This is a genomic window from Rhodopseudomonas sp. WA056, from assembly GCF_010906995.1.
In the GTDB taxonomy this organism is placed as follows: domain Bacteria; phylum Pseudomonadota; class Alphaproteobacteria; order Rhizobiales; family Xanthobacteraceae; genus Rhodopseudomonas; species Rhodopseudomonas palustris_G.
This window is the reverse complement of the sequence record NZ_QPFS01000120.1, coordinates 1-14,761: the sequence shown is the minus strand read 5'-3', so window position 1 is coordinate 14,761 and position 14,761 is coordinate 1. Positions and strand designations below refer to the sequence as shown.

The window sequence follows — 14,761 nt, the reverse complement described above, 5'->3', positions numbered from 1 at the left end:
CGAACATCCAGCGCCAAGCCTGCTCGGGCGGGAGCAGCGAGAACAGCGCGGCCTGCGCCAGCACTGCGAGGCCCCAGCCGACCGCCCAGCCCGACTGCACAGAGCCGACCGCCCGGCCGCGATATTGCGGGCGAATCGTCTCGCCGATCAGCACCGCGCCGGCCGCCCATTCGCCGCCGAAGCCGAAGCCGAGCAGCGCGCGCAGGATCAGCAATTGCTCGAAATTCTGCGCGAACGCGCACAGCAGCGAGAACAGCGAGAACCAGATGATGGTGAGCTGCAGCGTACGGACGCGGCCGATCCGGTCCGCGAGATAACCGGCGGCCCAGCCGCCGACCGCCGACGCCAACAGCGTCACGGTGCCGGCAAGACCGGCCGATCCGGCATCGACGCTCCACAGCGCGATGATCGTTCCGATCACCAGCGGGTAGATCATGAAGTCCATGCCGTCGAGCGCCCAGCCTGTGGCGCAGGCCCAGAACGTGCGCTTCTCGGTGACGGTCATGTCTTTGTAAAAGCCGGTCAGACTGGTGTCCGTGATCGGCGCGACCGTGCTTGTAGATGTCGTCGTACTCATACCTGTCCTCCCTCGCTCGCCTTCGTCGGGCGATCGCTCATGGCGACAGATTTCTCAATCAGGAGGACGCGTCTGCCGGAAAATTATCAGGGAGCCGCGGCGTCCGCGGTTCCTTGTCGAAAAATTACTCGCGGCCGCACTGCAGCCGGCGATACCGCGCCGGGCTTTCGCCGGTCACCTGACGGAACGCGACGCCGAAATGCGATTGCGACGAGAAGCCGACGCCGAGTGCGATCTCGACGATCGGCAGGTCTGACGTCTCCAGCAGCCGGCGGGCGGCGGCGACGCGCTGCTCCACCACGAAGCGATGCGGCGTCATTCCGGTGGAGCGCTTGAAACTGCGAATGAAACAGGACGGGCTCATGCCCGCGACCTCGGCCATCGCCGCCAGCGTGATCGGAGCGCCGAGATCGGAACGGACGAATTCGGCGATCCGGTCGCGCACCGGAGCTTCCAGCGGCACGGACGGCTCGGCGAGCCCACTACGCGGCGCCGAATAACGATCCGTCAGATGCAGCGCCAGCGTATAGGCCAGTTGCTCGGCGAGCAGCGGATTCGGCCGGTCGCCGCTGTCGCTGGCCTCGACCAGGCGTTTGGCCGAGGCCTCCAGCAGCGGATCGTCGACGTCCCATGCGGTGTCGCGCAAGCTGATCGGCCCGGAGCCGAACGAGGTTCCAACTTCTTTCAGCAGCGGTTCGCCGAGATACAGCAGCAGCAGCTTGCCCCACTGGGTGTCCGGCACGGCATCGACCACCACACGCCGGCCCGGCTGGCCAATACGGAACCGCCCCGAGCGCACCGGCGCATCGCGGCGGACCTTGCCGTTTTCCATCAGAACATGGCGGCGGACGTCGTACAGCGTGATCGCGACGGTGGGCACCGGCAGTTCGCCGAACTCGTAAATATGCGGCCCCGTCACCTCGCTCACGGCCGCGGCAAATCCCGTGGTCGACCACAGATCGATCAAGGCCGATTGCCTTCGGCCGGTGACGCGTTCGGCATGAAGGAGGGGATTGAGCTGCATCGGAAGGGGCGCCTGTTTGAACGAACTATCCTCACTCCATATTCCGGCGGCTTGCAAGCCCCGGCCCGCCACCCCGCCTAACCTGCGATTTCAACGGGATTTTTCGCGTGCGGGGCGGCCGGATTCGCGGTTTGCGCGAGGCCCGCACCCAACAGACGCCACGTAGCTCCCGAGTGCACGCAGCGCAGCACCTCGACTTTGCTACTTCGCATCCACACGAATTGCGATATGAAACCCGAAATGATGCTCGACCTGATCACCAAGACGCTGACCGCGACCGATGCGGACGAAGCTGTGCGCGCGCTGCGCGGCGGCGGACTGGTCGCGTTCCCGACCGAGACGGTTTACGGGCTCGGCGCCGATGCATCGAATGCCGAGGCGGTGGCGCGGCTGTACGCCGCCAAGGGCCGGCCGTCGTTCAATCCGCTGATCGCGCACGTTGCCGATCTCGATGCGGCGCGCCTGATCGCAAGGTTCGACACCGCCGCGCTGCGCCTCGCCGAGACGTTCTGGCCGGGGCCGCTGACGCTGGTGCTGCCAAAGGCGACGAACTGCTCCGTGTGCGATCTCGCCACCGCCGGCCTCGACAGCGTCGCGCTCCGGGTGCCGTCGCATCCGGTGGCACAGGCCCTGCTCCGCGCCTTCGGCGGGCCGGTGGTGGCGCCGTCCGCCAACAGGTCCGGCCACGTCTCACCGACCACCGCGGCGCACGTCGCCGCCGATCTGGGCGGCCGGATCGATGTGATCGTCGATGGCGGGCCAGTGATGGTCGGGGTCGAATCGACGATCGTCGGTTGCCTCGGTGCACCGGTCTTGCTGCGGCCCGGGGGCGTGCCGCGCGAGGCGATCGAGCGTGTGCTCGGTCACAAGCTGGGCGCGCCGGCCGCAACTAACATCACCGACGATCACGCGCCTCTCGCTCCAGGCATGCTCGCGTCGCACTACGCGCCGCGCGCAACGGTGCGGCTGAATGCGGCCGAGGTGAAGCCGGGCGAAGCGCTGCTGGCATTCGGCTCCGAACTGCCGCCAGGTGCCGAGACGGCCGTCGCCGTTCACAACCTGTCGCCGCGCGGCGATCTCGCCGAAGCCGCGGCGCAATTGTTCGGCGCGCTGCGCGCGCTCGACGAGCGCGGCGCGCGCGGCATCGCAGTGATGTCGATCCCGCACCACGGCCTCGGCGAAGCGATCAACGATCGCCTGCGCCGCGCAGCGGCGCCGCGCCCATGAATCACGAACAAGCCTATCGCGACGTCATTGCGGGCGAAACGAATCGATCCAAACGCGTCTGAGACGCGTTTCGGATCGGCTCGCTTCGCTCCTCGCAACGACAGGGAAGAGGAAACATCATGAACATCGTCAGCCCGCTCTCGCCCGCCTCTCTCTCGCCCGAACTGATCGCGCGCTTCACCGCGATCGTCGGCGACAAGCACGCGCTGACCGATCCCCTCGAGCTCGAAGCCTACATCACAGAGGAGCGCAATCTGTATCGCGGCCACTCGCCGCTGGTGCTGCGTCCCGGCTCCACCGACGAAGTGGTTGCCATCTGCAAGCTGGCGAACGAGGCGTGCGTCGCGCTGGTGCCGCAGGGCGGCAACACCGGCCTGGTCGGCGGACAAACGCCGCACAACGGCGAGGTGGTGATTTCGCTGAAGCGGATGGACAAGATCCGCGAGGTCGATACCTCGTCGAACACCATGACGGTCGAAGCCGGCGTGATCCTGCAGCGCGCGCAGGAGAAGGCGGCGGAGGTCGACCGGCTGTTTCCGCTGTCGCTCGGCGCGCAGGGAAGCTGCACCATCGGCGGGAATCTCTCCACCAATGCAGGCGGCACCGCGGCGCTGGCCTATGGGCTCGCACGCGACATGGCGCTCGGCGTCGAAGTGGTGCTCGCCGACGGCCGGGTGCTGAACCTGCTGTCCAAGCTGAAGAAGGACAACACCGGCTACGATCTACGCAATCTGTTCATCGGTGCCGAGGGCACGCTCGGCATCATCACCGCGGCGACGCTGAAGCTGTTTCCAAAGCCGCGCGCAGTCGAGACCGCGTTCGTCGGGCTGCAGTCGCCGGACGATGCGCTGAAGCTGCTCGGCATCGCGCAAGCCGAAGCCGCCGGCAATCTGACCAGCTTCGAACTGATCGCCGAGACGCCGCTCGATTTCTCGGTGCGACACGCCAACAACCGCGACCCGCTCGAGGCGCGCTATCCGTGGTACGTGCTGATCGAACTATCGTCACCGCGCGACGACGCCCGCGCCGCGCTGGAGTCGATCCTCGAGCGGGGCTTCGAAGACGGCATCGTCGTAGATGCTGCAATCGCAAGCTCGGTGCAGCAGCAGCAGGCATTCTGGAAGCTGCGCGAAGAGATTTCGCCGGCGCAGAAGCCGGAAGGCGGTTCGATCAAACACGACATCTCGGTGCCGGTCGCGGCGGTGCCGCAGTTCATCGAACAAGCCAACGCCGCCGTGGTCGCCCTGATCCCGAGTGCGCGGCCGGTGCCGTTCGGCCATCTCGGCGACGGCAACATCCACTACAACGTCAGCCAGCCAATCGGCGCCGACAAGGCCGAGTTCCTGGCGCGCTGGCACGACGTCAACAAGGTGGTGTTCGAGGTGGTGCTGCGGCTCGGCGGCTCGATCTCGGCCGAGCACGGCATCGGCGTGATGAAGCGCGACGAACTTGCCGAGGTGAAGGACAAGACCGCAATCGAACTGATGCGGTCGATCAAGACGCTGCTCGACCCGCACGGCATCATGAATCCCGGCAAGGTGGTGTAGGTCTCTCCACCGTCAGAACAACGAGCCCTGCCCGCTGTCATCCGCCGAGATCTTGGGCCGCGCCGCGCGCTTCGGTGGCGCCGGCTTCGTCACGGCTGGTGGCGGAGCCTCGACCTCCTCCGCGGTAATCGGCAGGATCAGTTGCGGATTGTCGTTGGCGGTGCGGTTGACCGCGGTCGAGACCGGGTGCCAGACGAACTCGCCTTCCCCCGGCGGCCGCAGCAGGGTCATCACCGCGTCGAGGTCGGTTTCATCGCTCTCCAGCCAGCGCGCGAAATGATGCGGCGCGATCGTCACCGGGACTCGGTCGTGCAGATCGGCGAGGCCGCCGCGCGCCGCGGTGGTGACGATCGCCACGGTGTCGAGCTCCTCGCCGTTCGGCCCGGTCCAGGTCTCCCACAGCGCCGCGAACCCGACCGGTCCGCAGGCCGCCGGATGGATGAAATACGGCTGCTTGCGCGGACCGCCGGGTTTCCACTCGTAGTAGCCATCGGCCGGCACCAGGCAGCGCCGGCGCCTGAACGCGTTGCGGAACGCCGGCTTGTCCTGCATCGTCTCGGCGCGGGCGTTGATCAATAGTGAGAACGTCCGCGGATCCTTCACCCATGACGGGATCAGCCCCCAGCGCATCAGCCGGAACCGGCGGGCGCCCTGGTCGACGATCACCACGGGAATCGGCTGGGTTGGGGCGATGTTGTAGCGTGACGGAAAATTAGGCTGATCGGCGTAGCCAAAGAGCTGTCGGATAGCGGCGGGAGCCGAGGTGATCACGAAGCGTCCGCACATGCTGTCAGGACCCGGTGGCGTGTTCAGTGCTTGTTAACTTCGGTAAACAAAAATGCCGCCGATGGCGTCGAGTGAATCTACAGCAGCGCAAGGCGGGACCGCCCGATACGACGAGGCGCGCGCTACTCAGCTTGCTTCCGCCAATATCAACCCGAAGACGGGCCTTGCGACCGACTATCTGAATCATTTCAACGAAGCCGTGATGCTGCTCGAAATGATTCCGGACATGCCGGAGTGCTCGGAAGACTTCCTGTCGTGGCATCCCCTCTCCTACGCGGAACATTTCAGGGCGTCGAACTTCAAGGCGCGCGATCTGGCGATCGAAGCCTATGACACGGCCGATCCGGGCATAAGATCGGATTTCGACGACATCACCAACAACATGACGGCGATCCTCACCGCGGTCGGCGAGGCGATGCGCCAAGCGTCGCAGGACGGCACCCGGGCCAAGCTGGCCGAGAGCGCGGTCGGCTGGATCAAGCCGCTGATCGGCCGCGCCGGCGGCATCATCAACGGCCAGGGCAGCGAGGCCGACGTCGACTACATCATGGCGCATTGACCGCCGTGACCGAGGCCGCACCGGCGCAGCCGCGCCATCCGCAACTCGCAGTCAGCGCCGCGATCTTCCGAGACGACCGGTTCCTGCTGGTGCGCCGAGCGCGGGCGCCGGCCAAGGGTCTGTATTCGTTGCCGGGTGGCCGGGTCGAGTTCGGAGAATCGCTGGACCAGGCGGTGATCCGGGAGGTCGCCGAGGAAACCGGCTTGTCGATCGAGATCGTCGGCTTCGCCGGCCGGCGCGAAGTGCTGCCCTCCCCGGTCGGTGCAGCCGGGCATTACGTGATCATGGTGTTCGCAGCGCGCTGGGCGGCCGGCGAGCCGCAGCTCAATGACGAACTCGACGACGCCCGATGGATCGGCCCAGACGAACTGGCCGCCTTTTCGACCACCGAAGGGCTGGCGGAGCTGATTGCCGGCGCTCGGGCGATGGTCGGAACCTGACCGCCCGGCATGCCATCGCCTTCTTGCTGCAACCTCTGAAACGGCCTATCAGGCCGGCCATGCTGAAGCGTTCCCTCGCCGTGCTGACGATCCTGGCCTGCTGCGGGCTCGCCCCGGCGCGCGCCCAGGACGGTGCGGCGCCGTTCGACGCCGAATTGCAGCGACTCGCTGAAATTCTTGGGACGCTGCATTATCTGCGCCCAATTTGCGGCGGCAATGACGGGCCGAAGTGGCGCAACGAAATGCAGGCCCTGATCGATGCCGAAACCCCCTCCGGGGAACGTCGCACCCGGCTGATCGCCGCTTTCAACCGGGGCTATAACGGGTTCCAGCAGACCTACCGGACCTGCACACCGGCCGCCACCGTGGCGATTCGGAGGTATCTGGAGGAGGGATCGAAGCTGTCGCGCGATCTCACCGCGCGATACGCGAACTGACCGGCCTTGTGGCTGCGGGTTTATCCCAGCCCGTTAACCTTTCCTAAAGAACTGCCTATGCGTTCGGCAGCCGCATGCTAACACTAGCCCATTGCGCTTCGCGGTGGAGCGCGCCGAGACTGCTGAAGTTCATGAGCCTGACGACTTTCCCCATCGACTGCGACGTTCCATCCGACCGCGATCAGAAGCAAACGGCGCTCAGCTATCTCAGCGAGGCATGGGCCGAGGCCCTGCACGACGGGGTCGACGGCGATTGCCTGGCGCAAGCCAGCCTGTTCACCGCTTTTGCGGAGCTGGTCGCCACCTACGGTGAAGACGCCGTCGCCAAGTTCGTCGAAGGCCTGCCCGGCCGTGTGCTCAACGGCGAATTTTCGATCGGCCTGGCCAAGCAATAGCGGGATCGGACGGCGTCGCCGGGTCAGGTACGGGCGAACGCCTGCAGCCCCTTGAAGGTCAGCCGCTTCGGATCGCGCACGCCGGCGAGATAGAAACGCCGGATGGATTCGGCCACCACTGCACGATCATAGCCGGTCAATGCGACGATCGCTTCGACCGCAGTCTTCTGAGCTTCCATCTGGAATCCCCTTTTCGGCGTATCGGTCAATCGACGATCCCGGCGATCGTGCGACGCGAAATGCTGCGCCTGTTCCGTTGCTTTCCTGTTAACCAACCGTCCTACCGCGAACTCCGGCGAGCCGAATCGCTCGGCTGCCATCATCGCGAAGGATGATCGCGCAGGGGATACGCAAAATACCCCACCGGAGTTCCACGGAGACACGGACAAAACGACTCGGCGCGCAGGCTGTTGGCACGGCACATTCAGTGCAGCTCAGCGGACTCGGCTTGGGCATTCCGGTCAAAGCCCCGGTCGCGGAGGTGCTGCGCCTGATTGTGAGCGCCTATGGCTTCAGCGTCTCCAGAAACCGCACCGGCTCGCCGGTCGACGGCGTCGTCAGTTCGCCCTGCCACATCACTTTGGCGCCGCGCACGAAGGTGCCGACCGGCCAGCCGGTGACACGCACGCCGTCATACGGCGTCCAGCCGGCACGCGAGGCGACCCAGTCGTTGGTGATGGTCTCGCTGCGCTTCAGATCGACCACCGTGAAGTCGGCGTCGTAGCCGGCGGCGATGCGCCCCTTGCAGGCGATGCCGAACAGCCGCGCCGGGCCGGCGCTGGTGAGATCGACGAAGCGCGCCAGCGACAGCCGGCCGGCATTGACGTGATCCAGCATCGTCGGCACCAGCGTCTGCACGCCGGTCATGCCCGAGGGCGAGGCCGGATAGGTCTTGGCCTTTTCCTCCAGCGTATGCGGCGCGTGGTCGGAGCCGAGCACGTCGACGACGCCCTGCGCCAGCCCGTGCCAGATGCCGTCGCGGTGCCAGGCGTCACGCACCGGCGGATTCATCTGCGCCTTGGTGCCGAGCCGCTCGTAGCACTCCGGCGCCACCAGCGTCAGATGGTGCGGCGTCACCTCGACCGACGCCACATCCTTGTGCTCGCGCAAGAATTCCATCTCCTGCCGGGTCGAGACATGCAGCACATGGATACGCTTGCCGGTCTGGCGCGCGATTGCCACCAGCCGCTGCGTCGCCTGCAAGGCGGCGACGTCGTCGCGCCACACCGGATGCGAGCGCGGATCGCCCTCGATCCGTTCGCCCTTGCGGTCATTGAGGCGGTACTCGTCCTCGGCGTGAAACGCGGCGCGGCGCTGGATCACCGACAGGATGCGCTTGAGACTCGGATCGTCCTCGACCAGCAGGCTGCCCGTCGACGAGCCGATGAACACCTTGACGCCGGCGCAGCCACGGGCGCGCTCGAGCCTGGGCAGTTCCTCGACATTGTCGCGCGTGCCGCCGATGAAGAACGCGAAGTCGCAATGCATCCGATGCTCGGCACGCTTCACCTTGTCGGTGAAGGTCTCTTCGGTGATGGTCAGCGGATTGGTGTTCGGCATTTCGAACACCGCGGTGACTCCGCCCATCACGGCGCTGCGCGAGCCGGTTTCGAGGTCTTCCTTGTGGGTCAGCCCGGGCTCGCGGAAATGCACCTGGGTGTCGATCACGCCGGGCAGCACGTGCAAGCCGCGGCAATCGATCGTCTCGCCGGCCTTCTCGGCACCGAGCGAGCCCAGCGCGGCAATGCGGCCGTCCTTGATGCCGATGTCGGAGGCGCCCTCGCCGTCCTGGTTGACGATGGTGCCGCCCTTCAGAATGGTGTCGAATGTGCCGGTCATGACGTCCTCGGGTGCCCGTTTTGGAGCGAAGCGGCGCGAGTCTTGCAAAGCCTTGTTGACCAGCGCCCGGCCGCCTAACTTGGGATGTCTTAGTCGGCCGGACCGCTAACGCAAGGATGTTTCCGGCCGGCGTCACGAGAGAAATCAATGCAGGCAGCCTTCCTCTCCGACCGGGGCGTTCTCAAGATCAGCGGGCCCGACGCACGGCATCTGCTGAACGGCCTGGTCACCACCGACCTCACCAAGCTCGCCCCCGGGGCCGGCCGATTCGGCGCCCTGCTGACGCCGCAGGGCAAGATCGTCGCCGATTTCCTGATTACCGAGCTTCCGGCCGAAGACGACGGCGGCTTCCTGATGGATTGCCCGGGAGCGCTCACGGATGCGCTCGCCACCAAGCTGAAATTCTACAAGCTGCGCGCCAAGGTGCTGATCGAGAACCTGTCCGACCGGCTCGGCGTGCTGGCGCTGTGGGGCGGCGAACCGCCGCAACCGCCCGAGATGGGATTCCGCGATCCGCGCGGCGAACAGCTCGGCTGGCGCATCCTGGTGCCGGAAATCCTCGCCACCGCGACCGCCGAAGCGCTCGGCGCGACGATGGCGACGGCCAGCGCCTACGAGGCACATCGGATCGGCTGCGGCGTCCCGGCCGGCGGCCTCGACTTCGGCTATGCGGACGCGTTTCCGCACGAAGCCAATATGGACCGGCTGCACGGCGTCGATTTCAACAAGGGCTGCTACATCGGCCAGGAAGTGGTGTCGCGGATGCACCATCGCGGCACCGCGCGGACCCGGATCGTGCGCGTCACCTTCGACGGCGCAGCGCCGCAGCCGGGCAGCGAGATCACCGCCGGCGACAAGAGCGTCGGCACCATGGGATCGTCGGCGAGCGGCCGCGGGTTGGCGCTGCTGCGCATTGACCGCGTCGCCGAGGCGCGCGAAGCGTCGGTACCGCTCAGTGCGGGCGGCGTTCCATTGCTGATCGCCGATCCGAACGAGCTGACCCCGACGCAACGGAAAACCGGCACATGAGCCGCGGACCTCGCGTTGGTGCCGACGGACTCGTGCGCTGCCCGTGGCCGGGCGACGATCCGCTTTACGTCGCGTATCACGACACCGAATGGGGCGTGCCGGAATATGACGACCGCGCGCTGTACGAGAAGCTGATCCTCGACGGTTTTCAGGCCGGGCTGTCGTGGATCACCATCCTGCGCAAGCGCGATAATTTCCGCCGCGCCTTCGACGATTTCGATCCGGCCAAGATCGCCCGCTACGACGCCGACAAGGTTGCGGCGCTGATGAACGATGTCGGCATCGTGCGCAACCGCGCCAAGATCGAAGGCGCGATCGGCAGCGCCAAAGCGTGGCTGAAGATTCAGGAAGACGGTCCGGGCTTTTCAAAGCTGCTGTGGGACTTCGTCGGCGGCGCGCCGATGGTCAACAGCTTCAAGACCACCGCGGGCGTGCCGGCGTCGACGCCGCTGTCGGTGAAGATCTCCAAGGATCTGGCGGGACGCGGCTTCAAATTCGTCGGGCCGACGATCGTTTACGCGTTCATGCAGGCGGTCGGGATGGTCAACGACCATCTGGTCGACTGCCACTGCCACGCCACCTGCGGCGCGATGAAGAAACCGGCGCGGCGAAAGACTTCGCCGCGCCGCTGACCGCGCCCTGCGCGTTCGGCCGGCTGCTTCACCTCGCCAGATGGTTCGCCAGCGCGATGTAAAGCGGGATGCCGACGATGAGGTTGAACGGGAAGGTGATGCCGAGCGACAGCGTCAGCGCGATCGCCGGATTGGCGCGCGGCAGCGCCAGCCGCATCGCCGCCGGCGCCGCGATGTAGGACGCCGACGCCGTCAGCGTGATCAGCACCGCGGCGCTGCCGCTGGACAGACCGAGGGCCATCGCCACCACGCTGGCCATCGCTGCACCGATCAGCGGCATCACCAGACCGAACGCCGTGGTGGCGGGTGACAGGTCGCGCCAGCCGCGGGCCAGCCAGCGGCCGGCGACCAGGCCGAGATCGAGCAGGAACAGACAGAGCAGCCCGGGGAACAGATCACCGACGAAGGGCTTCAGCATCGTCATGCCGGCGTTGCCGCTGATGGCGCCGATCACGAAGGCCCCGACCAGCATCACGATCGAGCCGTGCAGCGCGATCTCCCGAAACACGCTGCGTTCGGAGGACGCTTGGTCGCCGCTGCGGCTGTGCGCGATCATCAGCGCAGTGAAGATCGCCGGCGTTTCCATCGCCGCCGCGACCGCCACCAGCCAGCCGTCGAACGGGATCGACAGTTGGGTGAGCGCGCCGGTGACGGCGAGAAACGTCACCGCCGAGATCGACCCGTAATGGCCGGCGACCGCGGCGGCGTCGACCGGCTCCAGGCCGCAGATCCGGCGCAGGATGATGTAGGCGATGATCGGCACGGTGGCGGACAGCAGCACGCCGGCCACCATCGTCAGCACCAGGAGAGAGCTGAAGCCGTGATGCGCGACCTCGGCGCCGCCGCGGAAGCCTATCGACATCAACAGATACAATGCCAGGAACTTGGTGATCTGCTCGGGCAGGCCGAGATCGGAGCGTAGCAACGCCGCGATCAGGCCGAGGCCGAAGAACAGCACCATCGGCGACAGCAGGTTGGTAGAAGCGAGGTCGAAGATTTGCACGCGTCGGTCCCTTTCAACTTCGCCCGGCTCGCGGCCGGAGCGGTGACGTCGGGGTTCCGTAAGGCGGCGGCTATGATTTTTGAAATTGATAATGTAAAATCGTTACATTTCAAAAATTGATGATGATCGGATGCCCCGCCGCCTGACCAATCTCGATCTCGACCTCGCCCGCACCTTCGTCGCCATCGCGGCGATGGGCAATTTCACGCGCGCCGCGCAATCGCTGCGACTGCAGCAGTCGACGGTGTCGCTGCAGATGCAGCGTCTCGAAGACGCGCTCGGCCACAGCCTGATGCAGCGCAGTCCGCAGGGCGTGCGGCTGACCGCCGAAGGCGAGATCTTCCTCGGCTATGCGCGGCGGATGCTCGAGCTCAACGACGAAGTGGTGGCCCGCGTGCTCGAGCCGCAGATGCGCGGCGTGGTCCGGCTCGGCACGCCCGAGGATTTCGCCACCCGCCATCTCCCGGACGTGTTGGCGCGGTTCGCCCATGCCTATCCGGCGGTGGCGCTGGAGGTGACCTGCGACCTCACGCTCCATCTCATCGATAAGTTCGGCAAAGGCGCGTTCGACCTCGCGCTGGTCAAGCGCGAACGCACGGGCAACGGCGGCGGCATCCGCGTCTGGCGCGAACCGCTGGTCTGGGTCACGGTCGATCGCCGGGCGATCGATACCGGTCGGCCGCTGCCGCTCGTGGTGTCGCCGACGCCGTGCGTCTATCGCAAGCGCGCCGTCGACGCGCTCGACCGCGCCCGGCGGCCGTGGCGGATCGCCTATACGTGCGGTTCGCTCGCCGGTTCGCTTGCCGCCGTCAAGGCCGGCCTCGGCGTCACGGTATTGCCCAAGGACATGGTACCGGCCGACCTCGACACGATCGACGGCGCGCCGCTGCCGGACCTGAAAGATACCGAGATCGCGCTGTTGCACGCGCCCGATCTGTCGCCACCGGCGCAGCGGCTGAGCGAACACATCGTGCGCTGCCTCGGCTGACGGCGTAAGAAGCGGCGACCGAAACGCCACCTGCAACAAGGAAACCATGACGAGTTCGCCACCCGCAACGCGCGCAGCCGCCAGCCGCGTCTGGCAGCGGATGCTGTCTGGCCGAAGGCTCGATCTGCTCGACCCCTCGCCGCTCGACGTCGAATTCGCCGACATCGCCCACGGCCTCGCCCGGGTGGCGCGGTGGAACGGCCAGACCTCGGGCGCCCACATCTTTTCGGTGGCGCAGCACACCCTGCTGGTCGAGGCGGTGATGCGCGAGAAGAACCCGAGGATCGACGCCAGGCTGCGACTCGCGGCGCTGCTGCACGACGCCCCGGAATATGTGATCGGCGACATGATCTCGCCGTTCAAGGCGGTGATCGGCGAATCCTACAAGCGGGTGGAAAAGCGCCTGCTCGGCGCGATCCACATCCGGTTCGGCCTGCCGGCGGTTCTCGACGAGGCGATCGAACGCCAGATCAAGGCCGCCGACCGCGGCTCTGCCTACCTCGAAGCGACCCACCTCGCCGGTTTCACCAAAACCGAGGCCAAGCGGCTGTTCGGCAGCGATCCAGGCCTGCCGGACGCGATGGTCGAGGACTATCTGACGCCCTGGCCGGCCGGGAAGGCCGAAAAGCGGCTGCTGGCCCGGTTCGAGAGCCTGCAGGATTGAGCCTCCGTCATCGCGCTTTCACCGCCCACGGCGCAGGATTAAGATCGCGCCAACCTCGGAAAGGCTCATGATTCACGTCTGCTCACTCGCAGCCCTGCATCCGACCGTCGCGGCGACCGAGGCCAGCCATGTGCTCTCGGTAATGGCCAATGTCGGCCAGGTGCAACGCCCGGCCACCGTGCTGGAGGCCAACCATCTGCGCATCGAGATGGACGACATCACCGAGGTGATGGACGGCTTCAACGCGCCGAATCTCGACCACATCAGCCGGGTGCTGGATTTCGTCCGGAGCTGGGACCGTTCGGCCCCGCTGGTGGTGCATTGCTACGCCGGCATCAGCCGCTCCACCGCCAGCGCGTTCGCGGCCGCCTGCGCGCTCAATCCGCACCGCGACGAGGTGACGATCGCCCGCCAGATCCGCTTGGCCTCGCCCTGCGCGTCGCCGAACAGGTTGATCGTGGCGCTGGCCGATCGGGCGCTCGGGCGGCAGGGGCGGATGCTGCGCGCCCTCGAGGCGATCGGGCCCGGCGATCTCAGCATCGAGGGCGTGCCGTTCCGCGTCGACCTCGAATGAGCCCGCCGTCCGAGATGAACGACAAGGCGACCGTCCCGATCGAGATCGGCCTGACCGCGGCGATCGTCGCGATCGAGGCCAACGAGCCGATGATCCTGACCGCGTCGGGCGACGGTGGCGGCAGCCTCGCCGGCCTTCCCTATGGCCCGTTCGACGCCATCACCCACCGCACTCTCGAAATCGGGCTGCGCGCCTGGGTGGAGGAGCAGACCGGGCTGCGGCTCGGCTATGTCGAGCAGCTCTACACCTTCGGCGACCGCGGCCGTCACGCGCGGCTCGGCGACACCGAGGTCCACGTCGCCTCGATCGGCTATCTGGCGCTGACACGCGCGGCCGACAACGCCGCGCGCGCGGCCGGCGCGACCTTCGAGCCGTGGTATCGCTTCTTCCCGTGGGAAGACTGGCGCGAGCAGCAGCCCGCGATCATCGCGCGCGACATCATCCCCGAACTCACCGCCTGGGCGGCGCAGGCCGAGGAGCCGGATACGGCGCGGGCGCTGGCGCGGCGGGATCGGGTGCGGCTGTTCTTCGGCGTGGATGGCGCCCCCTGGGACGAGGAGCGCGTGCTCGACCGCTACGAGCTGTTGTACGAAGCCGGGCTGATCGAAGAAGCCCGCCGCGACGGTCGCCCGGCGGCGCTGTCGCGCAGCAAGATGCCGACGCTCGGCGTCGCGATGCGGTTCGACCACCGCCGCATCCTCGCCACCGCGATCGCACGGCTCCGCGCCAAGCTGAAATACCGCCCGGTGGTCTTCGAACTTCTGCCGCCCGAGTTCACACTCACCGAATTGCAGCACACCGTCGAGGCGATCTCCGGCCGGCATCTGCACAAGCAGAATTTCCGCCGCCTGGTGGAAGCCGGCGCGCTGGTCGAACCGACCGGCGAGATGTCGACACGAACCGGCGGGCGCCCCGCCGCGCTGTTCCGCTTCCGCCGCGAGGTGCTGCAGGAACGCCCCGCCCCCGGCCTGCGCGTGCGCGGCCGGCGGTAAGTCAGTCAAAGCGAAACGCCCCGCCGTCCGGGCCGCTCGCCTGGAGGT

At 67.0% G+C, this 14,761-nt stretch carries 18 protein-coding genes; 12 read left to right on the top strand and 6 right to left on the bottom strand.

Features of this window, described 5'->3' with window-relative positions; genetic code table 11:
* The coding region (locus tag DU475_RS19505; protein WP_164633060.1) for an MFS transporter at positions 1-577 on the bottom strand (577 nt) is incomplete at its 3' end.
* A gap of 124 nt (positions 578-701) precedes the next feature.
* A complete protein-coding gene (locus DU475_RS19500; RefSeq protein ID WP_164633059.1) occupies positions 702-1,601 on the bottom strand; it encodes a helix-turn-helix domain-containing protein in 900 nt (299 codons plus the stop codon).
* A 240-nt stretch (positions 1,602-1,841) separates the two neighbouring features.
* On the opposite strand from DU475_RS19500, the gene DU475_RS19495 reads away from it, so the two are divergent.
* Positions 1,842-2,828, top strand: a complete 987-nt coding sequence (locus tag DU475_RS19495) for an L-threonylcarbamoyladenylate synthase (RefSeq protein WP_041807708.1) — start codon at positions 1,842-1,844, stop codon at positions 2,826-2,828.
* A gap of 119 nt (positions 2,829-2,947) precedes the next feature.
* On the top strand, positions 2,948-4,375 hold the full coding sequence (locus DU475_RS19490) for an FAD-binding oxidoreductase (protein ID WP_164633058.1): 1,428 nt from the start codon (positions 2,948-2,950) through the stop codon (positions 4,373-4,375).
* Between the two features lie 12 nt (positions 4,376-4,387).
* Here DU475_RS19490 and DU475_RS19485 read toward each other — a convergent pair whose 3' ends face one another.
* Complete coding sequence (locus tag DU475_RS19485) at positions 4,388-5,161, bottom strand: SOS response-associated peptidase (protein ID WP_164633057.1); 774 nt, start codon at positions 5,159-5,161, stop codon at positions 4,388-4,390.
* A gap of 61 nt (positions 5,162-5,222) precedes the next feature.
* Here DU475_RS19485 and DU475_RS19480 point away from each other — a divergent pair, with 61 nt between their 5' ends.
* The 4 genes from DU475_RS19480 (at position 5,223) to DU475_RS19465 (ending at position 6,992) form a co-directional block, all read left to right on the top strand.
* Complete coding sequence (locus tag DU475_RS19480; protein WP_013501021.1) at positions 5,223-5,720, top strand: hypothetical protein; 498 nt, start codon at positions 5,223-5,225, stop codon at positions 5,718-5,720.
* Positions 5,717-6,160 (top strand): NUDIX hydrolase, encoded by a 444-nt coding sequence (locus tag DU475_RS19475; RefSeq protein WP_013501020.1) that lies wholly within the window; start codon positions 5,717-5,719, stop codon positions 6,158-6,160. Before DU475_RS19480 ends, DU475_RS19475 begins: the two co-directional genes overlap by 4 nt.
* A 59-nt stretch (positions 6,161-6,219) precedes the next feature.
* Positions 6,220-6,597, top strand: coding sequence for a TIGR02301 family protein (locus DU475_RS19470; protein WP_013501019.1), 378 nt, complete (start codon positions 6,220-6,222; stop codon positions 6,595-6,597).
* A 131-nt stretch (positions 6,598-6,728) separates the two neighbouring features.
* Complete coding sequence (locus DU475_RS19465; RefSeq protein ID WP_013501018.1) at positions 6,729-6,992, top strand: hypothetical protein; 264 nt, start codon at positions 6,729-6,731, stop codon at positions 6,990-6,992.
* A gap of 23 nt (positions 6,993-7,015) precedes the next feature.
* On the opposite strand, the gene DU475_RS19460 is transcribed toward DU475_RS19465, so the two are convergent.
* Both DU475_RS19460 and DU475_RS19455 read right to left on the bottom strand, forming a co-directional pair.
* Complete coding sequence (locus tag DU475_RS19460; protein ID WP_164633052.1) at positions 7,016-7,315, bottom strand: hypothetical protein; 300 nt, start codon at positions 7,313-7,315, stop codon at positions 7,016-7,018.
* A 181-nt stretch (positions 7,316-7,496) separates the two neighbouring features.
* Positions 7,497-8,831 (bottom strand): dihydroorotase, encoded by a 1,335-nt coding sequence (locus DU475_RS19455; protein WP_164633056.1) that lies wholly within the window; start codon positions 8,829-8,831, stop codon positions 7,497-7,499.
* A 147-nt stretch (positions 8,832-8,978) separates the two neighbouring features.
* On the opposite strand from DU475_RS19455, the gene ygfZ reads away from it, so the two are divergent.
* Entirely contained in the window at positions 8,979-9,860 is an 882-nt protein-coding gene (ygfZ, locus tag DU475_RS19450) for a CAF17-like 4Fe-4S cluster assembly/insertion protein YgfZ (RefSeq protein WP_164633055.1), read from the top strand.
* Positions 9,857-10,492 carry a DNA-3-methyladenine glycosylase I gene (locus DU475_RS19445; RefSeq protein WP_164633054.1) on the top strand — a complete coding sequence of 212 codons (636 nt, stop codon included), beginning with the start codon at positions 9,857-9,859 and terminating at the stop codon, positions 10,490-10,492. The genes ygfZ and DU475_RS19445 overlap by 4 nt, the downstream gene beginning before the upstream one ends.
* Before the next feature lie 28 nt (positions 10,493-10,520).
* Here the strand turns inward: DU475_RS19445 and DU475_RS19440 are convergent, their stop codons facing one another.
* Positions 10,521-11,495 (bottom strand): sodium-dependent bicarbonate transport family permease, encoded by a 975-nt coding sequence (locus tag DU475_RS19440; protein ID WP_164633053.1) that lies wholly within the window; start codon positions 11,493-11,495, stop codon positions 10,521-10,523.
* A 130-nt stretch (positions 11,496-11,625) separates the two neighbouring features.
* Between DU475_RS19440 and DU475_RS19435 the strand changes: the two genes are divergently transcribed.
* The 4 genes from DU475_RS19435 (at position 11,626) to DU475_RS19420 (ending at position 14,713) form a co-directional block, all read left to right on the top strand.
* A complete protein-coding gene (locus DU475_RS19435; protein ID WP_013501012.1) occupies positions 11,626-12,483 on the top strand; it encodes a LysR substrate-binding domain-containing protein in 858 nt (285 codons plus the stop codon).
* Between the two features lie 46 nt (positions 12,484-12,529).
* On the top strand, positions 12,530-13,147 hold the full coding sequence (locus tag DU475_RS19430; RefSeq protein ID WP_013501011.1) for a YfbR-like 5'-deoxynucleotidase: 618 nt from the start codon (positions 12,530-12,532) through the stop codon (positions 13,145-13,147).
* Between the two features lie 67 nt (positions 13,148-13,214).
* Complete coding sequence (locus tag DU475_RS19425) at positions 13,215-13,721, top strand: tyrosine phosphatase family protein (RefSeq protein ID WP_013501010.1); 507 nt, start codon at positions 13,215-13,217, stop codon at positions 13,719-13,721.
* Positions 13,718-14,713 (top strand): NUDIX hydrolase, encoded by a 996-nt coding sequence (locus DU475_RS19420; RefSeq protein ID WP_013501009.1) that lies wholly within the window; start codon positions 13,718-13,720, stop codon positions 14,711-14,713. The genes DU475_RS19425 and DU475_RS19420 overlap by 4 nt, the downstream gene beginning before the upstream one ends.
* The last annotated feature ends 48 nt before the right edge of the window (positions 14,714-14,761 follow it).